Source organism: Bradyrhizobium sp. 27S5 (assembly GCF_037217225.1).
GTDB classification, from domain to species: Bacteria; Pseudomonadota; Alphaproteobacteria; order Rhizobiales; family Xanthobacteraceae; genus Bradyrhizobium; species Bradyrhizobium septentrionale.
This window is the reverse complement of the sequence record NZ_CP147714.1, coordinates 2,840,809-2,857,857: the sequence shown is the minus strand read 5'-3', so window position 1 is coordinate 2,857,857 and position 17,049 is coordinate 2,840,809. Positions and strand designations below refer to the sequence as shown.

At 65.0% G+C, this 17,049-nt stretch carries 11 protein-coding genes; 5 read left to right on the top strand and 6 right to left on the bottom strand.

Features of this window, described 5'->3' with window-relative positions; genetic code table 11:
* Positions 1 to 57: 57 nt before the first annotated feature.
* On the bottom strand, positions 58 to 1,305 hold the full coding sequence (locus WDM24_RS13290) for an efflux RND transporter periplasmic adaptor subunit (RefSeq protein WP_338831553.1): 1,248 nt from the start codon (positions 1,303 to 1,305) through the stop codon (positions 58 to 60).
* Between the two features lie 151 nt (positions 1,306 to 1,456).
* Complete coding sequence (locus WDM24_RS13285) at positions 1,457 to 2,863, bottom strand: CoA transferase (RefSeq protein ID WP_338831551.1); 1,407 nt, start codon at positions 2,861 to 2,863, stop codon at positions 1,457 to 1,459.
* 95 nt (positions 2,864 to 2,958) lie between these two features.
* Here WDM24_RS13285 and WDM24_RS13280 point away from each other — a divergent pair, with 95 nt between their 5' ends.
* Both WDM24_RS13280 and WDM24_RS13275 read left to right on the top strand, forming a co-directional pair.
* Positions 2,959 to 3,246, top strand: a complete 288-nt coding sequence (locus tag WDM24_RS13280) for a hypothetical protein (RefSeq protein WP_166203732.1) — start codon at positions 2,959 to 2,961, stop codon at positions 3,244 to 3,246.
* Between the two features lie 969 nt (positions 3,247 to 4,215).
* Complete coding sequence (locus WDM24_RS13275; RefSeq protein WP_338829190.1) at positions 4,216 to 5,178, top strand: IS110 family transposase; 963 nt, start codon at positions 4,216 to 4,218, stop codon at positions 5,176 to 5,178.
* Positions 5,179 to 5,465: 287 nt separating this feature from the next.
* Here the strand turns inward: WDM24_RS13275 and WDM24_RS13270 are convergent, their stop codons facing one another.
* Complete coding sequence (locus WDM24_RS13270; protein ID WP_338831550.1) at positions 5,466 to 6,002, bottom strand: GlcG/HbpS family heme-binding protein; 537 nt, start codon at positions 6,000 to 6,002, stop codon at positions 5,466 to 5,468.
* A gap of 215 nt (positions 6,003 to 6,217) precedes the next feature.
* Here WDM24_RS13270 and WDM24_RS13265 point away from each other — a divergent pair, with 215 nt between their 5' ends.
* Positions 6,218 to 6,988 (top strand): SDR family NAD(P)-dependent oxidoreductase, encoded by a 771-nt coding sequence (locus WDM24_RS13265; protein ID WP_338831549.1) that lies wholly within the window; start codon positions 6,218 to 6,220, stop codon positions 6,986 to 6,988.
* A 177-nt stretch (positions 6,989 to 7,165) separates the two neighbouring features.
* Here WDM24_RS13265 and WDM24_RS13260 read toward each other — a convergent pair whose 3' ends face one another.
* From WDM24_RS13260 to WDM24_RS13250, 3 genes are read right to left on the bottom strand one after another with little or no spacing between them, the layout of a single operon-like run.
* Positions 7,166 to 10,678 carry an error-prone DNA polymerase gene (locus WDM24_RS13260; RefSeq protein ID WP_338831548.1) on the bottom strand — a complete coding sequence of 1,171 codons (3,513 nt, stop codon included), beginning with the start codon at positions 10,676 to 10,678 and terminating at the stop codon, positions 7,166 to 7,168.
* A complete protein-coding gene (locus WDM24_RS13255; protein ID WP_338831547.1) occupies positions 10,675 to 12,456 on the bottom strand; it encodes a DNA polymerase Y family protein in 1,782 nt (593 codons plus the stop codon). The genes WDM24_RS13260 and WDM24_RS13255 overlap by 4 nt, the downstream gene beginning before the upstream one ends.
* The gene (locus WDM24_RS13250) at positions 12,347 to 13,141 is read right to left on the bottom strand and encodes a DNA repair protein (RefSeq protein ID WP_338831546.1); all 795 of its coding nucleotides are present in this window, start codon (positions 13,139 to 13,141) and stop codon (positions 12,347 to 12,349) included. The genes WDM24_RS13255 and WDM24_RS13250 overlap by 110 nt, the downstream gene beginning before the upstream one ends.
* A 257-nt stretch (positions 13,142 to 13,398) precedes the next feature.
* Here WDM24_RS13250 and WDM24_RS13245 point away from each other — a divergent pair, with 257 nt between their 5' ends.
* A complete protein-coding gene (locus WDM24_RS13245) occupies positions 13,399 to 14,862 on the top strand; it encodes a UdgX family uracil-DNA binding protein (RefSeq protein WP_338831545.1) in 1,464 nt (487 codons plus the stop codon).
* Positions 14,863 to 15,315: 453 nt separating this feature from the next.
* On the top strand, positions 15,316 to 16,944 hold the full coding sequence (locus WDM24_RS13240) for an inorganic phosphate transporter (RefSeq protein ID WP_338831544.1): 1,629 nt from the start codon (positions 15,316 to 15,318) through the stop codon (positions 16,942 to 16,944).
* Positions 16,945 to 17,049: the final 105 nt, after the last annotated feature.

Here is a 17,049-nt window from a genome sequence, read left to right as displayed (position 1 = left end):
TTCTTGTTGAGCATGATCTATTCGGAAAACCGGTTCCCACTTTTCCGGATCATGCTCTTACGTGCCTGACGCGGCGCGGTCGATGAAGAGGCTTCCCTTCGTCACGATCTGCTCGCCCGGCTTGAGATTGCCGGCCACCTCGACGAGGTCGCCATTGATGAGCCCGGGCTTGATCTGGCGCAGCTCGATCGTCTTGTCGTCGGCTCTCGCGACCCAGACCCGCACCTGGTCGCCCTCGTAGATCAGCGCCTGCTTCGGCACGCCGACCGCCGGATGGTCGCCCTTCGAATAAAGCGTCACATTGGCAAACATCTCGGGCTTCAGCCGATTGTCGGCGTTGTCGATGGTGGCGCGGACCAGAAGCCGGCGCGAGGTCGCGTCGATCGCGGCGGCGACATAGTTGACGCGAGCGGTCAGCACCTTGCCCGGCAACGCCATCACGCTGAAGGAGAGGTCCTGCCCGACCGCAACGCTGTCGGCGTCGGATTCGCGGACAAAGGCGATCAGCCAGACCGTCGAGAGATCGCCGATCACGTAGACCGGGTCGCTGGCGCCGGTCGAGACATACTGGCCGGGGCCGGCCTTGCGCTGGACCACGGTGCCGCCGATCGGCGCGAACACCGTCGTCTCCGGATTGAGGCGGCCCTTCTGCTGCAGCGTCACGATCGCATCGTCGCCGAAGCCGAGGATGTGCAGCTTGTTCTGCGCCGCTTCCAACAGCGTCTGCGCCGAGCGCGCATCGTTCTGCGCCTGCACCAGCGCCGTCTGCGCCTGCTGATAGTCCTTCAGCGGGATCGCCTTGCCCTCGGACAGGTCCTTGGCGCGCTTCTCCTGGATCTGCGCGAGGTCGAGCGCCGACTGTGCCTTGTTGAGGCCGGTCATCGCCGCGACGTAATCGTTCTGCGCCTGCACGGTGTCGGCCGCCTCGATCACGAACAGCGGCTGCCCCTTCACCACAGAATCGCCCGGCCGCACCAGCAGGCGGGTGACGCGCCCGGTGTAGGGCGAGTAGACCGGGGTGGAACGGTCCTCATCGATCCCGATCTTGCCCTCGGTCACCAGTTCGGAGCGGAAGGTGTGCTCGGTCACGTTCTGGAAGGTCAGGCTGGCCCACTCGGCCGGCGATGGCGAATAACGCGTCCCCCCCTTGCGGGACTGGCTGGAGACTTCTGACGATGTCTGCTTGTCCGAGCCGAAACGCGTATAGCCGTAGGCGCCCGCGCAGGCAGCCGCCAGCACCGCCGCGGCCACGAGCAGGCGCGGACGGCTAAAGCTCTGCATTCTCTTGGTAAACTCTTTCAGCATGCGGTCCGCGGGGTCGATCGTTGCAGCTTCCGGCGGGACAGCCCCAGCGGTGCGCTAATAGTGCCGAATTGGCGTTTCAAACAACCTAAAAATCGCACTTCGGCGGTGCCTGTCGTTAAAGTTTGGATACCCTGAATGGCTGCTGAATGTCTCATCCGGGAAACTCCGGGGCAGGAAACTCCGGAGGATGGCTGCCAAGCGGCATGGCCGGACGGGACCAATGGGCCGGGGTCCTCGACAGGACGGCCGCGTGCCGGACCGAGCTCAGCGTGCCAAAGCCTGATGGCAGCTGCTCGATGAAGGGCTGCACCGCATCCGCGGTCAGATCCGCGGTCGCAAGGCCTGCTTCGAGGCGGCCGAGATTCCACAGCCAGCGCCCGGTCTGCGCCAGCGACACCCGAACGTGCCAGCTGCCGCCCTCGCGCGCCTGGCGTGCCCTGGCCATCATGGCGCCGAACGCCATGAAATATCCGGTGGCATGGTCGAGCATCTGGGCCGGCAATTCCTTCGGACCCTCGACGCCGGCCGCCTGTCCTTCGGCATGATTGAAGCCGGTCGTGGTCTGCACCAGCGAATCGAAGCCGCGGCGCTCCGCCCATGGGCCAGCATGGCCATAAGCCGAGAGTGTCACATAGACGATCCCGGGGTTGATGCGCGCGGCGTCCTCCGGCGAGAAGCCGAGGCGCGCGATCGCCCGCGGACGATAGCCCTGGGAGAGAATATCGGCCTGCGCCACCAGACCGCGCATCACCCGCCGTCCCTCCTCGCTCTTCAGCTCGACGAAGCTCGCGAGCTTGCCGCGGCCGGTGTCGATGGTCAGCCAGGGGATATCAGGCAGATCGGGGCCGGAAATCAGCAGCACGTCGGCACCATGCGCGGCGAGCGTGCGGCCGGCGACCGGACCTGCGATCACGCGTGACAGATCGAGCACTCGGATGCCGGCCAGCGGGCGGTCGCCGGCGGGCCACGGCTTTGGCGCGGCCTCGCCGATCTTCTCGATCGAGATCAGCGGCAGTTTTGCAAGCTCCTTGGCATGCGGCGTCGCCGACCATTCGTCGTGCGAGCGCATCAGGGCGACGACGCCGCCGGCGGCATAGGCCGCGGTCTCGAACGCCTCGCCGTCCCAGCGCGTCAGCGCGGCCTGGACGTCGTCACGCTCGGCGTTGCAGCCCAGCACCTTGCAGACGGCGTCGCGGTGATGCGGGAAATTGGTGTGGAGGCGGACGAAGCGCCCGTCTTTGACACGGTAGACGCCGGCGATCTTGTCCCAGGCCGGCGGCGGCGGCTTGTCGTCGACGCGCAGATAACGCTCGCTGCGGCATTCGACGACGGCGTGACGCATGTCGACCGCGACCTCCTGCCGCTCGCCGCTGCGCGCCTTCCAGATCTCGGCCGCGCCAAGCCCGGCTGCGGCGATCGGCGCCTGCGCCGCGGCTGCGACCCGGAACGACGACGGCAGCTGCGGCTCGCTGCCGGTCAGCCGGACCGCGTCGAGCGCGGACGGCGCGCCGCCGGCGCCGGTCCAGATATCGGCGAGGATTTCACGGATGCCCTGCATGCGCATTCCTCTTTGCGATTATTCTATGCCTGCGCATGATGACAATAAGGCGGTGCCCGAACCCGACCGTCATACTTAGCTTTGCAGGAGTTGCAATGGCTGCCATCGATCCCCTCACCGCCGGCGCGGTCTTCATCGCGACCGCGGCCACCGACGCGGTCTATGTCATGTTCACCTCGGCGGTCGTGGCGCGCAAGCGCGTGCCGGCGGCGACCTGGAGCAGCATCTGGTATCTGCTCTCCTCCTATGCGGTGATCAGTTACACCGAAAACTGGGTGTATGTCGCCTTCGCCGCACTTGGCTCGTGGGTCGGCGCCTATGCATCGATCACCTTCCTGCACCGTCCGCCGGGCGGACCGCCGGTCGGTGCGGCGGTGGAGTAGCTGCGGCTGCAAGACCGCATTCAACCGTCGTCCCTGCCTGGTGCGCAATTGCGCACGGGAGCAGGGACCCATAACCACAGGTGATCATCGTTATACGACGCTGTGGCCCCAGCGTCTCGAGACAATCAACATTTGTGGTTATGGGACGACACCGAATTTGAGCCACTTGTAAGCCCCACGTCAGCATTCTCGTGTAAGGCACACTTCAGCACTCTCGCGACATGATCTGTCCGAGCGTTGCGTTTTGTCGTGCCCTCTTGCGATCAGAGGGCGCAGGGAAAGCCGGGTGCCGATTGCACCCATGGGTCCCGTGCAACAAAAAGCACGGGAGGTAGGACCACAGGTGTAACCGGAGCAATCCGGCTTTCCCTGCGCGATGGCTTTACGGCTTACTTCGTGCTCTCCCCGGCGAGACTGGGCTTGTTTGTCACCGCCTTCGCAAAACGCTGTCGCGCCTTGCTTGGGAACACCTGCCACTAGGGCGTCAGGACCACACGACTTCGCCGTCCGCCTCATGCGCACTCGTCAGTTGCGCAATCGGCGTCCACCGCATCTCGACCCACGTTCGTGACGACCGCGAAGCGCCCCTCAATCGGGTGAGACGGACGCATTGAACATCTGAGTTGGGTCAGGCGTCAAGCGAAATTCTGAAAATCAGAACAAAATAATTGACGGCCTTGTAGGATGGGTGGAGCGAAGCGATACCCATCATTTGCGCCGCGGCATAAGTCGATGGGTTTCGCTTCGCTCTACCCATCCTTGTATTAGCGCGCTGGGTTAGACTGGCCTCGTTCCGTGAGGAATGGCCCAGCTCGGGTAGCCGCCCGGGCTGGGCCGCTGATCGATCGGATCGTTACCCATCGAAGCCTTGAGGGCTGTCGTTCGTAGCAAGATCGCGATCGGCACTTCATCGGGACCCGCATGGTTGAACGAACTTTAGGTTCGCATCACAAGGGAGGGTCGAGGAAGATGGCCAAGCGTACCACAATCTGTGCCGGGATCGATACCGGCAAGCGCAAGCTCGACGTGGCGCTCGACGGCAACTCGGAGCAGCTGCAGGTGGAGAACACGGCAGAAGGTCACAAGGCGCTGCTGGAGTGGCTTGGGCGGCGCAAGGTCAAGCGGGTTGGGATCGAGGCGAGCGGTGGCTATGAGCAAGCCGTCGTCGCCGAGTTACGGCGCATGCGGTTTGTCGTCGTGGTGTTCCAGCCGGCGCAAGTGCGTGCCTATGCCAAATACCGCGGGCAACGTGCCAAGAACGATCGGATCGACGCGGCTCTGATCGCCGCCTGCGCCGCTGCGGTCAACAAGATCCACCCGGCCCCTGACGCAAGATTATCGCCCTTGGCCGGGCAGCTGACACTGATCGATCAGATCGGAGAGGATATCACGCGGTTCAAGAACCGGCTCGAGAGCTGTCGCGATGCGCGTATCCAAAAGCTCTGGAAGGAAGATATCGTCCGCCTGGCCAAGCGCGAACGCGTCGAGTTCAAGGCTTTGGTGGCAGCGATCCGCGAACATCACGATCTCGCTGCCCGGCTCGATCTGATCTACAGCGTCGGCGGGGCCGGGCTGCCGACTGCGGTCGCCATTCTGGTGCGCATGCCGGAGATCGGCCAAATCAGCCGCGAGCAGGCCGCAGCTCTTGCGGGCCTTGCGCCTTATGATGACGACAGCGGAGAGCATATTGGCGCTCGTCACATCATCGGTGGACGCAAGCGCCTGCGAGAGGCGCTCTATGCTGCAGCGCTGGCGGCGTCGTTCCGCTGGAATCCGCAGCTCATCGCCCTTTACAAGCGACTGATCGCCGCCGGTAAGGGTCACAAGCGCGCGCTAATCGCCTGCGCCAGGAAGCTGCTCGTCTTCATCAACGCCGTAGTGGCCCGAGGCACCCCTTGGCAAGCTGACATGTCAGCTGTTCCAGCAGCCTGAAGCGTTTCTTTGTTCGACCGGGGCGCCGTTTCTTCGTCCCGACCTGCCGTCACCAGGACGTCGCGCACAGCGGCCGTCAAGGATGGCCGTCGCTCAAATGCCACCACATCCTCACCCTCAACAGGCCACGCCTTGATGGCCGCGAGCACGGCGTCAGCATCAACGGCGATCGGACAATTCAATCGCACACAACCGAAAGAGCTAATGGTTGCTACATTCCCGCTCAATTCATGCGCCGGAGGACTTCTGCCAGACCGAAGCCCGGCAGAAGCATCACGTCGTTGCCCCTACTCCAGCGCGGCCTGGCCGGCGAGCGAGATCACGTTGTCCTGCGAGCCCGAACCGCCGCTGACGCCGATGGCGCCGACGACCTTGCCGCCGACGATAAGAAGATTCCCGCCGCGCGAGGCGACCACATCGTCGAGCGTCGCGAGATAGGAAAAGTATGCTCCCTTGCCCATCAGGTTTTCGAACGCCAGCGTGGGCCGGCGATAGCGCGTCGTGGTGCGCGCCTTATGCTGCGAAACACCGATCGAGGCATATTGGCAGTTGTCCTGCTTCTCGAAATAGACCAGCTCGCCGGCCGGATTGACGATCGCGATGCAGAACGCATTCCAGTGTCGCTTCTGGGTCTCGGCGACCGCCGCGGCGGCAACCTTCTTGGCGGTTTCGAGGCTGATCGGCTCGCCATAGGGCGGCGGCGTCAAGGCATCGGCGACGACGTCGTTCGGGTTGTCGGGATTGGGGGCCACCTGGGCCAAGGTGCCGGTGGCGGTAGCGAACGCGACGCAGGCCGCGCCGATGAGCGCAGTGAAATAACGCATGAGTGCTCCCGAATGGTTGTTATTCAGATCCCGGATCGATCGTCCGGGCGGCGGGACGATAGCAATTGAGTTGTGGCGTACAAGGCGAGATCGGATTGGGTGCACCGCGATATTCGCCTGACTACAATGAAAATCGCGTGACGCGAGGGAATATCGAGGTCGCGCAGTGCTACGATGGAAGCTACAGTCCGCGCGCATCAGCAAAGGATATGCGAATGGATCTGGGTTTGAAGGGACGAAACGCCGTCGTGCTCGGCGGTACGCGCGGCATCGGGCGGGCGATCGCGGCGACGCTGGCCGGCGAAGGCGGAGGCGTGGCGGTCTGCGCCCGCAATGCCGAGCAGGTTGCGGCCAGCGTTGCCGAATTGAAGGCTGCCGGCGTGCGCGCCACCGGCAGCGCCGTCGACATCACCGACGGCGCGGCGCTGAAATCGTGGATTGCGGATGCCGCGGCCGAACTGGGCAGCATCGACATGCTGTTCTCCAACGCCGGCGCCATGGCGCAAGGCGGCGATCCGGCATCGTGGGAGCAGAATTTCCGGCTCGACGTGCTCGGCGCGGTGAACGCCTTCGAGGCAGCGCGTCCGTTCCTCGAAGCAAGCGGCGAAAAGACCGGCGATGCGGCCTTCGTCCTCATCTCGTCGATCTCGGCAGCGCAAGCCGATCGCGCCGGCTCCTACGGCCCGATCAAGGCGGCGCTGGTGCACATGGCAAAGGGACTGGCGCGGCAATACGCGGCGAAGAAAGTCCGCGTCAACGTGGTGTCGCCGGGCACCGTGTATTTCAAGGGCGGCGTCTGGAACATGGTCGAGCAGAACGCGCCCAAGATGTACCAGGACGCACTGGCGCGCAATCCGACCGGCCGCATGGCGACGCCGCAGGAGATCGCGAGCGCAGCGGTGTTCCTGGCGAGCCCGATCTCCTCGTTCACAACAGGCTCGAACCTCGTCGTCGACGGCGCGATCTCGAACCGGGTGAATTTTTAGAGGAACACGACATTCATGGTCGCCCCGTCATCCTGAGGTGCGCGCACTTGCGCGCCTCGAAGGATGCACGGCCCCGCTGGCAGCCGCACGGAGAAAGCCGGGCCGTTCGCCCTTCGAGACGGCCGCTCCGCGGCCTCCTCAGGGTGACGGTGAGAGAGCGTCGCCGTAGCACGACCCTCAATGAAAATCCCGTGACGGCGGCAGGATGCGGACGTTGCGGGGGTGGCGGATCTTTTGCGGCGAGTTGTCGCCGTGATCACGGCGGTCGTCGTTGAGCGGCTCGATCAGCGCCGGGCCTGCCGGCACCGGATGCTTGCTGACAGCGGATTCGTTGGCGAGGCCGATCAGATCGTGGGAGCGGTCGGTCATGCGCTGCGCCACCAGATGCGTGACGCCCTCGGGGCTGCTCTGGATATAGCCCTCGACCAAGATCAGGCGCGCGCCCATCACCTCCTTGCGGTACTGCTCCATCACCTTCGGCCACACCACGATGTTGGCGATGCCGGTCTCGTCCTCCAGCGTCATGAACACGACGCCCTTGGCGCTGCCCGGCCGCTGCCGCACCAGCACGACGCCGGCGCAGCTGACGCGGCGGCGGTCGTTGCTTTGGTTGATGGTGTGGCAGGCGACCACGCGCTCCCTGGTGAACATCTCGCGCAAAAACTCCATCGGATGGCCCTTCAGCGACAGGCGGATGGTCTGGTAGTCGGCGACCACCTGCTCAGGGCGCGGCATCTCCGGCAGCGGCTTTGCGCCCTCATCCGGCTGCTCGCGCGCCGTGGCGGCCTCGAACAGCGGCAGCGGCACGTCGTCGGGCAGCCGCCGCACCGCCCACAGCGCCTCGCGGCGGTCGAGCCCGAGCGAGCGGAACGCATCGGCGTCGGCGAGCAGGATCAGCGCGCGCTTGGGCAGAGCGGTGTCGCGGGCGAAGTCTTCCAGCGACGTGAAGGGTTTTCGGTTACGCGCGGCGACGATGCGGTCGGCCCAGTCTTTCTCTTGCTTCGCCTCTCCCGCTTGCGGGGGAGGCCGGATCGCATCGACAGATGCGATCCGGGTGGGGGCTCTCTCCTCACAAAGAGTGTCGCTTGCGGAGACACCCCCACCCCAGCCCTCCCCCGCAAGCGGGAGAGGGAGCACAGGCGCGCCCCGGAATGACAGTTGTAGTTGCTTCAACCTCTCCTCATCCTCATCGAGCCAATGAAACCCGTCGATCTGGCGGAAGCCGAGCCGCACCGCGCAGTAGTCTCCGTCGCGCTCCTCCAGCGTGTTCTGCGCAAAGCTATGGGAGACATCGACCTCGTGCACCGTGACGCCGTTGTTGCGGGCGTCGCCGACGATCTGCGCCGGGGCGTAGAAGCCCATCGGCTGCGAGTTGAGCAGGCCGCAGCAGAACGCATCGGGATGATGGTGCTTCAGCCAAGAGGAGATGTAGACCAGCTGGGCGAAGCTCGCGGCATGGCTTTCCGGGAAGCCGTAGGAGCCAAAACCCTTGATTTGGTCGAAGCAGCTGCGGGCGAAGTCCGGATCGTAGCCGCGCGCCACCATGTTGCCGACCAGCTTCTCCTCATAGCTGCCGATGGTGCCGAGGTTGCGGAAGGTCGCCATCGAGCGGCGCAGGCCGTTGGCCTCCTCCGAGGTGAAATGGGCCGCCTCGATCGCGATCCGCATCGCCTGCTCCTGGAACAGCGGCACGCCGAGCGTCTTGTGCAGCACATTGTAAAGTTCGTTCTTGTCGCCCTGGTCCGGCGCCGGCGATGGATAGGTCACCTGCTCCTGCTTGTTTCGTCGCCGCAGATAAGGGTGCACCATGTCGCCCTGTATCGGACCGGGGCGCACGATCGCGACCTCGATGACGAGATCGTAGAAGGTGCGCGGCCTCAAGCGCGGCAGCATGTTCATCTGGGCCCGGCTCTCGACCTGGAACACGCCGAGCGACTCGCCGCGGCACAGCATGTCGTAAACTTCTTCCTCGTCCTGCGGGACCGAGGCGAGCTCCCAGCGCTCGCCCTTGTGGTCATCGATCAGGTCAAAACATTTGCGGATGCAGGTCAGCATGCCCAGCGCCAGCACGTCGACCTTCATCATGTGAAGCGCGTCGACGTCGTCCTTGTCCCATTCGATGAAGGTGCGGTCGTCCATCGCGGCGTTGCCGATCGGCACATAGGTGTCGAGCCGGTCCTGGGTCAGCACATAGCCGCCGACATGCTGCGAGAGATGGCGAGGAAACTCGATCAGCTCGGTGGCGAGCTCGACCGCGAGGTTGATCATCGCATTTTTCGGATCGAGCCCGGCCTGGCGCACCTGCATGTCGTTGAGGCCCTTGCCCCAGCTGCCCCACACGGTGTCGGCGAGCGCCGCGGTGACATCCTCGGTCAGCCCGAGCGCCTTGCCGACATCACGGATCGCGCTACGCGGACGATAATGGATGATGGTGGCGATGATGGCGGCGCGGTGGCGGCCGTAGCGGCGATAGACATATTGCATCACCTCCTCGCGCCGCGAATGCTCGAAATCGACGTCGATGTCGGGCGGCTCCAGCCGCTCCTTGGAGATGAAGCGCTCGAACAGCAGATCGACCTTGGTCGGATCGACCGAGGTGACGCCAAGCACATAACAGACCGCCGAATTCGCCGCCGAGCCACGCCCCTGGCACAGGATGTTCTGGCTGCGCGCATAGTGCACGATGTCGTGCACGGTGAGGAAGTAATGCGCGTATTTCAGCTCGGCGATCAGCGCGAGCTCCTTGTTCAGGGTGGTGCGAAGCTTTTCGTCAATCTCGCCGCCGAAATATTTGTCGACGCCAGCCCAGGTCAGGTCCTCCAGATGCTGCTGCGCGGTCTTGCCCGGCGGCACCGGCTCGTCGGGATACTGGTATTTGAGCTGGTCGAGCGCGAAGGAGATGCGCGCAGCGAAGCGTATGGTTTCCGCGATCGCATCAGGGAGATCGCGAAACAGCCTGATCATTTCATGCGCCGGCTTGAGATGCCGCTCGGCATTGGCCTCGAGCCTGCGGCCAACAGCCTCGATCGTGGTCTTTTCGCGGATGCAGGTCAGCACGTCCTGCAGCGGGCGGCGCGCGGGATGATGATAGAGCACCTCGTTGGTGGCGAGCAGCGGCACGCCGGCATCAGTGGCGAGACCATGCAGCCGCGCGAGGCGGCGCCTGTCGTCGCCGCGATAGAGCAGGCTTGCGGCAAGCCAGACGCCATCGGCGGCGCTTGCCTTTAGTTGCGCGAGCAGATCGAGCGCGTCAGCCGCTTCGAAACGATGCGGCAGCGCCAGCACCAGAAGCTGGCCCTCTGCAAAGTCGAGCAGATCGGACAGGGTGAGCCGGCAATCGCCCTTCTCGATGCGCACGCCTTCGCCGCCGCGCTTGCCGCGGGTGAGCAGCTGGCACAGCCGGCCGTAGGCGGCGCGGTCGCGCGGATAGACCAGGATGTCGGGCGTGCCGTCGATGAAGACGATGCGGGCGCCGATCAAAAGTTTAGGCGGATGAGCGACCTTCTCGCTGTCGAGCTCCTTCCAGGCGCGCACCACGCCGGCCAGCGTGTTGTGATCGGCGAGCCCGATCACGGGGATCCCGAGTTCGCTCGCCTGATGCACATAGGCGCGCGGATCGGAACCGCCGCGCAGGAAGGAGAAATTGCTGGTGATGCCGATCTCGGCATAATCAGGCGTTGGCGTATTCATGCGAACAGCCCATGCACATACCAGTTAGCGGGGACCGGCTTGCCCTGCTCGTCGCGCAGCTCGCTCTCATAGAGACCGTCGCGGAAGATCCAGAAGCGCTGGCCCTCGGCGTCCTCGACGCGGAAGTAATCGCGGGTCAGCGATGCGCCGTCCTGCTTCCACCATTCCATCGCGATGCGCTCGGGGCCCTCGACCCGCACCACGTCGTGCTGCGCGCGCCGCCAGGTGAATTGATGCGGCGGACCGTCGGGCACGCTCGCGAACGGCACCTTGATCGGCTCGGGCCGATCGAACAGCCGCAGGGGACGCAGCGGCGGCTCGCCGGCGACGCGTTCCGGCCAGGCGGCGGCGCTGGCAGCAGTCAGATGATGCTGCGCCGGCAGCGCGAGCGCAGCGCGCTCCGGGATGTGGCTCTCCAGCGGCAGATGCACGACGACGCGCTTTCCCCCGATGCGGGCGGCGATGCGGTCGATCAGCGCCGAGAGCTCGTCATTGTCGTGCACTGACGTGTCGAGATCGCGCTGTTGCTGCACCACGATCTCGGTACGCCCGGCGGCAAGGCGGATGAGATCGAAGCCGAAGCCGGGATCAAGGGGATCATTGAGCGCATCGAGCCGCTCGCGGAACAGGCGGTCGATCATCTCGGGCCGCGTCACCGGACGCCCGGTCTCGACCATGATCGCGCGCACCGCGCCGTCGGTGCGGAAGAAGCTCGCCTCCAGCTGCCGGGCGCCCTTGCCCTGCTTGTCCATCGCCGTCATCAGCATCTTGGCGAGGCTTTGTAACGTCAGCGCGATCACGGTGTCGGTGGAGACCGGTTCGGGGAAACGCTTCTCGACGATGTAATCGGGCAGCGGCTTGCGCGGGCTGATCGGGGCATCGCCCTGCCCGAGCGCGTGGCTGAGCAGGGTGGTGAAGGCGGCGCCGAACCGCGCCGAGATTTCATGCGGGGCGCGCGAGGCGACATCGCCGATGGTCTTCAAGCCCGCGCGGCGCAGGCCGGTGGTCACGGCAGGATCGGCGCCGAGCGCCGACACCGGCAGCGGGCCGACCGCCTCTGCTTCCGCGCCGCTGGCGACGATCTGCCCGGAAGTGTAACGCGTCAGCGTGCGCGCCGCGGTCGAGGTGCCTGATATCGCAGCGCTGACGGCAAAGCCGCGCCGGCTCAGCGCATTGGTCACGATCTGCAGCAGCGCGCGCTCGCCGCCGAACAGATGCGCGCAGCCGGTGATGTCGAGAAACAGTCCGTAAGGCGGATCGAGCGCGACCAGCGGCGTGAAGCGGTCGCACCAGTCGGCGATGTCGTTCAGCGTCTTCAGATCGGCGGCGGGATCGGCGTCGTAGACCGTGAGCTCCGGACAGATCGCCCGCGCATTGGCGAGCGGCAGCCCGATCGACAGCCCGGCGCGCACCGCCGCCTCGTCGATCGCGTGCAGCAGGATCGCGTTGTGGTCCTTTGCGACGACGACGCTGGGGGCCTCAGTCGATTGCTGCGGAAAGCGAGATTCTTTCTTCGCCTCTCCCGCTTGCGGGGGAGGCCGGATCGCATCGTTAGATGCGATCCGGGTGGGGGCTCTCTCCTCAGCGGGACTCGTGGCGAGACCCCCACCCCAACCCTCCCCCGCAAGCGGGAGAGGGAGCCCTACCACCTGCCGAATGTCCCGCGCATCAGCTTGCGAGACGATGTTCTGCGCGAGCTTGCGCTTGATGCGGTCGATGGGCAGACGTGGCAGCCACAGGCTGAGGATACGCCGACGGTTCACTGAATTGGCACTCATCACATTTCCATTCCATGATCCATCGCCCGACCGGGCCATGACGATTGCGCACGAGTTCGGCGTCGAAGCGCGGCGCGCCCCAGACGCTTGCGGCATTGCCGGGCGGCGAATGCGCCGCGCGCACGATCCAGCGCGTCTCCGCGGTCGAGGGGATCGCCGTCGCCGCGATCCGCAGCACCAGCGCGGTGACGCCGGAGGCCTGCGCGGCCAGGGTCAATTTGCGGCTGGCGACGAGATCGAGCTGGCGCGCATGGCCCCAGACCTCGAGCACCACGGCGCCGAGCGCATCGCAGGCGAGCGCGTCGGCCGCGGTGCGCAGGCCGTTGTCGACATCGGCGGCGCGCACCGTGACCAGCAGGCGCGGATCGAGGCCGAGTTCGGCAAGCCCGCGCATCGACAGCGCGCCGTTTTCGCGATCGGAAAAATCCTGCCGCACCCAGACCAGCGGCTTGCGCGCAGACAGCCGTCCGGCAAGCCCCGCGATGAAGCCGGTCGCCGCCCCGCCTTGATGGCCGGCCGCGAACACCTCGTGCAGCGTTGCCGCCGCAAGCCCGCCGCGCAGCATCGCGTCCGCGCTGGCGTGTCCAAGCGCGATGCGGTTCGGCATCGCCGCCTCCGATGGCGCCTCGATGCGCGCGATGCTGCCGCGCAGAGACGCAAGCGTACCCGTGCGTGCGCCGTTCATATGCGCCGCTCCTTCCCAACCAAAATTTGAGGCCGTCACTGATCCGAACAGAGAACCAGGGACTGGCTCATTTGTTCATGGTATGTTCTAATATAAAGCTAACAGGGCCGGCGGAGTCAATCGGATTGGTGAGTTCCGTGATTCATGAGCGGAATCAATGGGATTCAGGAGCGGCCGAACTGTACGCCGCCGGTTCGCCCGCGGCGTCCGGCGCGACGGCCCGGAAAATGGCGGCGTGACGGAAACGGAGCAATCGCATGCGTATCATCGTGCTCGACAACGACACCGATTTCGAAGGCTGGCGCAAGGCCGCGCGGCGATTGGTGCTGAATGACGTGAAGCCGTCGGACGTCACGTGGACGGTGCGCAGCGACGACGAACTGTTTTCGGCATCCTGCGTGAATGAATTGCCTGATACGCCGCAGGCGCAGTTCAACGTCACAGCGAAATTCGTCGAGCTGGCAAGGACCGCGATCCTGCATCGCAATGACACGCGCTTCGTCCTGCTCTATCGCCTGCTGTGGCGGCTGCGCAGCCATCATGATCTGCTCAGCGCGACTGATGATCCCGACGTCGCCGAGGTCCACGCGATGGCGCGCGCGGTCTATCGCGATATCGACAGGATGCACGCGCATCTGCGCTTCCGCGAGATCGGCCGCGAGCAGAAGGCGCATTACGTCGCCTGGTTCGAGCCGGAGCATCGCATCGTCGAGCACGCCGCACCGTTCTTCGCCGGCCGCTTCGCCGACATGCCGTGGTCGATCCTGACCCCCGACGCCTGCGCACATTGGGACGGGCACGCGATCTCGATCACGCCGGGCGTTGCCAAATCCGAGGTGCCGAGCGAGGACCGGCTCGAGGAGGTCTGGCGGCGGCATGACAACGGCCGCTTCAATCCCGCGCGGCTGAAAGTGATGGAGATGCCGCAGGCCTATTGGAGGAACCTGCCCGAGGACTCGATCATTAAACCTCTGATCGAAGACGCCATGCGCATGACCAGCGGCCCCTTCATCGCACGCAAGGCCGCCGAGCCGCAGCAGCGGCAGGATATGCCGATGCCCCGCAAGCAAGCTCGCGACATGCATACCCAAGACAAGCAAACTCAGGACAAGCAAACTCGTGACGCGATCGCAGCCTTGCGCGACGAGGCCGCCGCTTGCCGCGCCTGCCCGCTGTGGAAGGACGCAACACAAACCGTGTTCGGCGAAGGGCCGCAAGGCGCGACGCTGATGCTGGTCGGGGAGCAGCCCGGCGACAAGGAAGATCTCGCCGGCCATCCCTTCGTCGGTCCCGCCGGGCAGATGCTCGATCGCGCGCTTGAGGAAGCCGGCATCGCGCGCGCCAAGGTCTACATCACCAATGCGGTGAAACACTTCAAGTTCGTGCCGCGCGGCAAGATCCGGCTGCACCAGAAGCCGGGCACACCGGAGATCCGCGCCTGCCGGCAGTGGTATGAGCGCGAGCTCGCCGCCATCAAGCCGGAGCTCGTGGTGGCGCTCGGCGCCACGGCCGCGCAGAGCGTGCTCGGCAAGATCACACCTATCCACAGGAACCGCGGCCAGCTGATCGAGCATGACGGAACCAGGGTGCTGGTCACCGTACACCCGTCCTATCTGTTGCGGCTGCCCGACGAGAAAGCCAAGGCGCTGGAATATCAACGCTTTATCGACGATCTGAAAATCGCCGCAAATCAGCTGCGCAATTCAGCCCACGCGGCTTGAGTTCCGGGGGAACTGCAGGATCACACTTCAACGTGAAATTGTTCAAAACGCTGATAAATCCCTACAACCTTGAATTGATCCGTGATACCCTCACGTGTCTACGGGCATCGGGCGTCATGTTCACGCCATGACGTACCCTGAGGCGGGCGCGCTGCGCGGTTTGCTAGCCCCGATCGTGCGGCGCGCCACCTCCATCCTCACTCCCGAAACAGCCGTCCTGGACCGACGATGCGCACGAATGATCGTGCGATATCCACCACCCGCGCCAGTCCCGTCGTGTCCGTATTCGCGGGACTGTTCAAACGATTTCAAGGAGAAGCAGCAAGATTCAGCACATGACGCATGACGCGGATTCAAGCACCTGCTTGCGCTGCGCAAAACAACGTTGAGCTTGTCATCTAACCTTCAACTCCATCAGTCAAAAATGCCCCTCCAACTACGAGGGGCGTCAGAATGACCGACATTACACTCAATTCATCGCTGGCCGATGGAGCGCCGATACAGCCGGCGTCGCGGCCCAATCTCGACAAGGGTTTTAACCCGCTCACGATGATCATCTTCTTCGGCATCCTTGCCGCGGGACTTTTGTACGTTGCCTACAGCATCTATTCGGACGTCGACGCCACCGGCACCAGGGTCACCTCCTACCTGCCCTACTTGCTGCTGCTGGTCGCGTTGTTGATCGCGCTCGGCTTCGAGTTCGTGAATGGCTTCCACGACACCGCCAACGCGGTGGCCACCGTGATCTACACCCACTCGCTGCCGGCGGAAGCTGCGGTGATGTGGTCCGGCCTGTTCAACTTCCTCGGCGTCTTGACCTCGACCGGCGCGGTGGCGTTCGGCATCGTCTCGCTGCTGCCGGTGGAATTGATCCTGCAGGTTGGCTCCAGCGCCGGCTTTGCCATGGTGTTCGCGCTGTTGATCGCCGCGATCCTGTGGAATCTCGGCACCTGGTATTTCGGTCTGCCCGCCTCCTCCTCGCATACGCTGATCGGCTCGATCATCGGCGTCGGCGTCGCCAACGCGCTGTTGCGCGGCCGTGACGGCACCTCGGGCGTGGATTGGGGCAAGGCCACCGAGATCGGCTACGCGCTTCTGCTGTCTCCGCTGGTCGGCTTTATCTGCGCCGCCCTGCTGCTGCTGCTGCTGAAGGTGATCGTCAGGAACCCGGCGCTCTACGCCGCGCCGGAAGGCAACAAGGCGCCCCCGCTCTGGATCCGCGGCCTGCTGATCCTGACCTGCACCGGCGTCAGCTTCGCCCACGGCTCGAACGACGGCCAGAAGGGCATGGGCCTGATCATGCTGATCCTGATCGGTACCGTGCCGACCGCCTACGCGCTGAACCGCGCGCTGCCGGAGAGCCAGGTGGCCCAGTTCCAGAAGACCTCGGAGGCCGCCTCCAAGGTGGTCGCGGCCAAGGGCGCCGGCCACAGCATCATCGGCGATCCCCGCCCGGCGGTGACCCAATACGTCTCGTCGCACCACATCAGCGAAGGCACCTATCCCTCGCTGTCGGTGCTGGTGAAGGACGTCGGCGACCAGGTGCAGAAGTACGGTTCGCTGAACAAGGTGCCGGCGGAAGTCGTCGGCAACACCCGTAACGACATGTACCTGACCTCGGAGGCGATCCGCTTCCTGATGAAGGACAAGGAAAACGACCTCAGCAAGGAAGAGGTCGCCACCCTGAACGCCTACAAGGCCTCGCTCGACAGCGCCACCAAGTTCATCCCAACCTGGGTGAAGGTTGCGGTCGCGATCGCGCTCGGCCTCGGCACCATGATCGGCTGGAAGCGCATCGTCATCACGGTCGGCGAGAAGATCGGCAAGACCCATCTCACCTACGCACAGGGCGCATCGGCCGAACTCGTTGCCGCCGCCACCATCGGCGCCGCCGACATGTTCGGCCTGCCGGTCTCGACCACACACGTGCTGTCGTCAGGCGTCGCCGGCGCGATGGCGGCCAACGGCTCCGGCCTCCAGGTCGCCACCATCAGAAACATGGTGATGGCCTGGGTGCTGACGCTCCCCGCCGCGATCCTGCTGTCGGGGTGCCTCTACGTGATCTTCTCGCGGGTGTTCTGACCCGCGGGAGCCGCGGCGGCTCTCGCAAGACACGCAAGAAACACGCAAGGCCCGCGCCGCCAGCACGGGCCTTGCTGCGTGATGGAGGACGTTTCGCGACGGCCG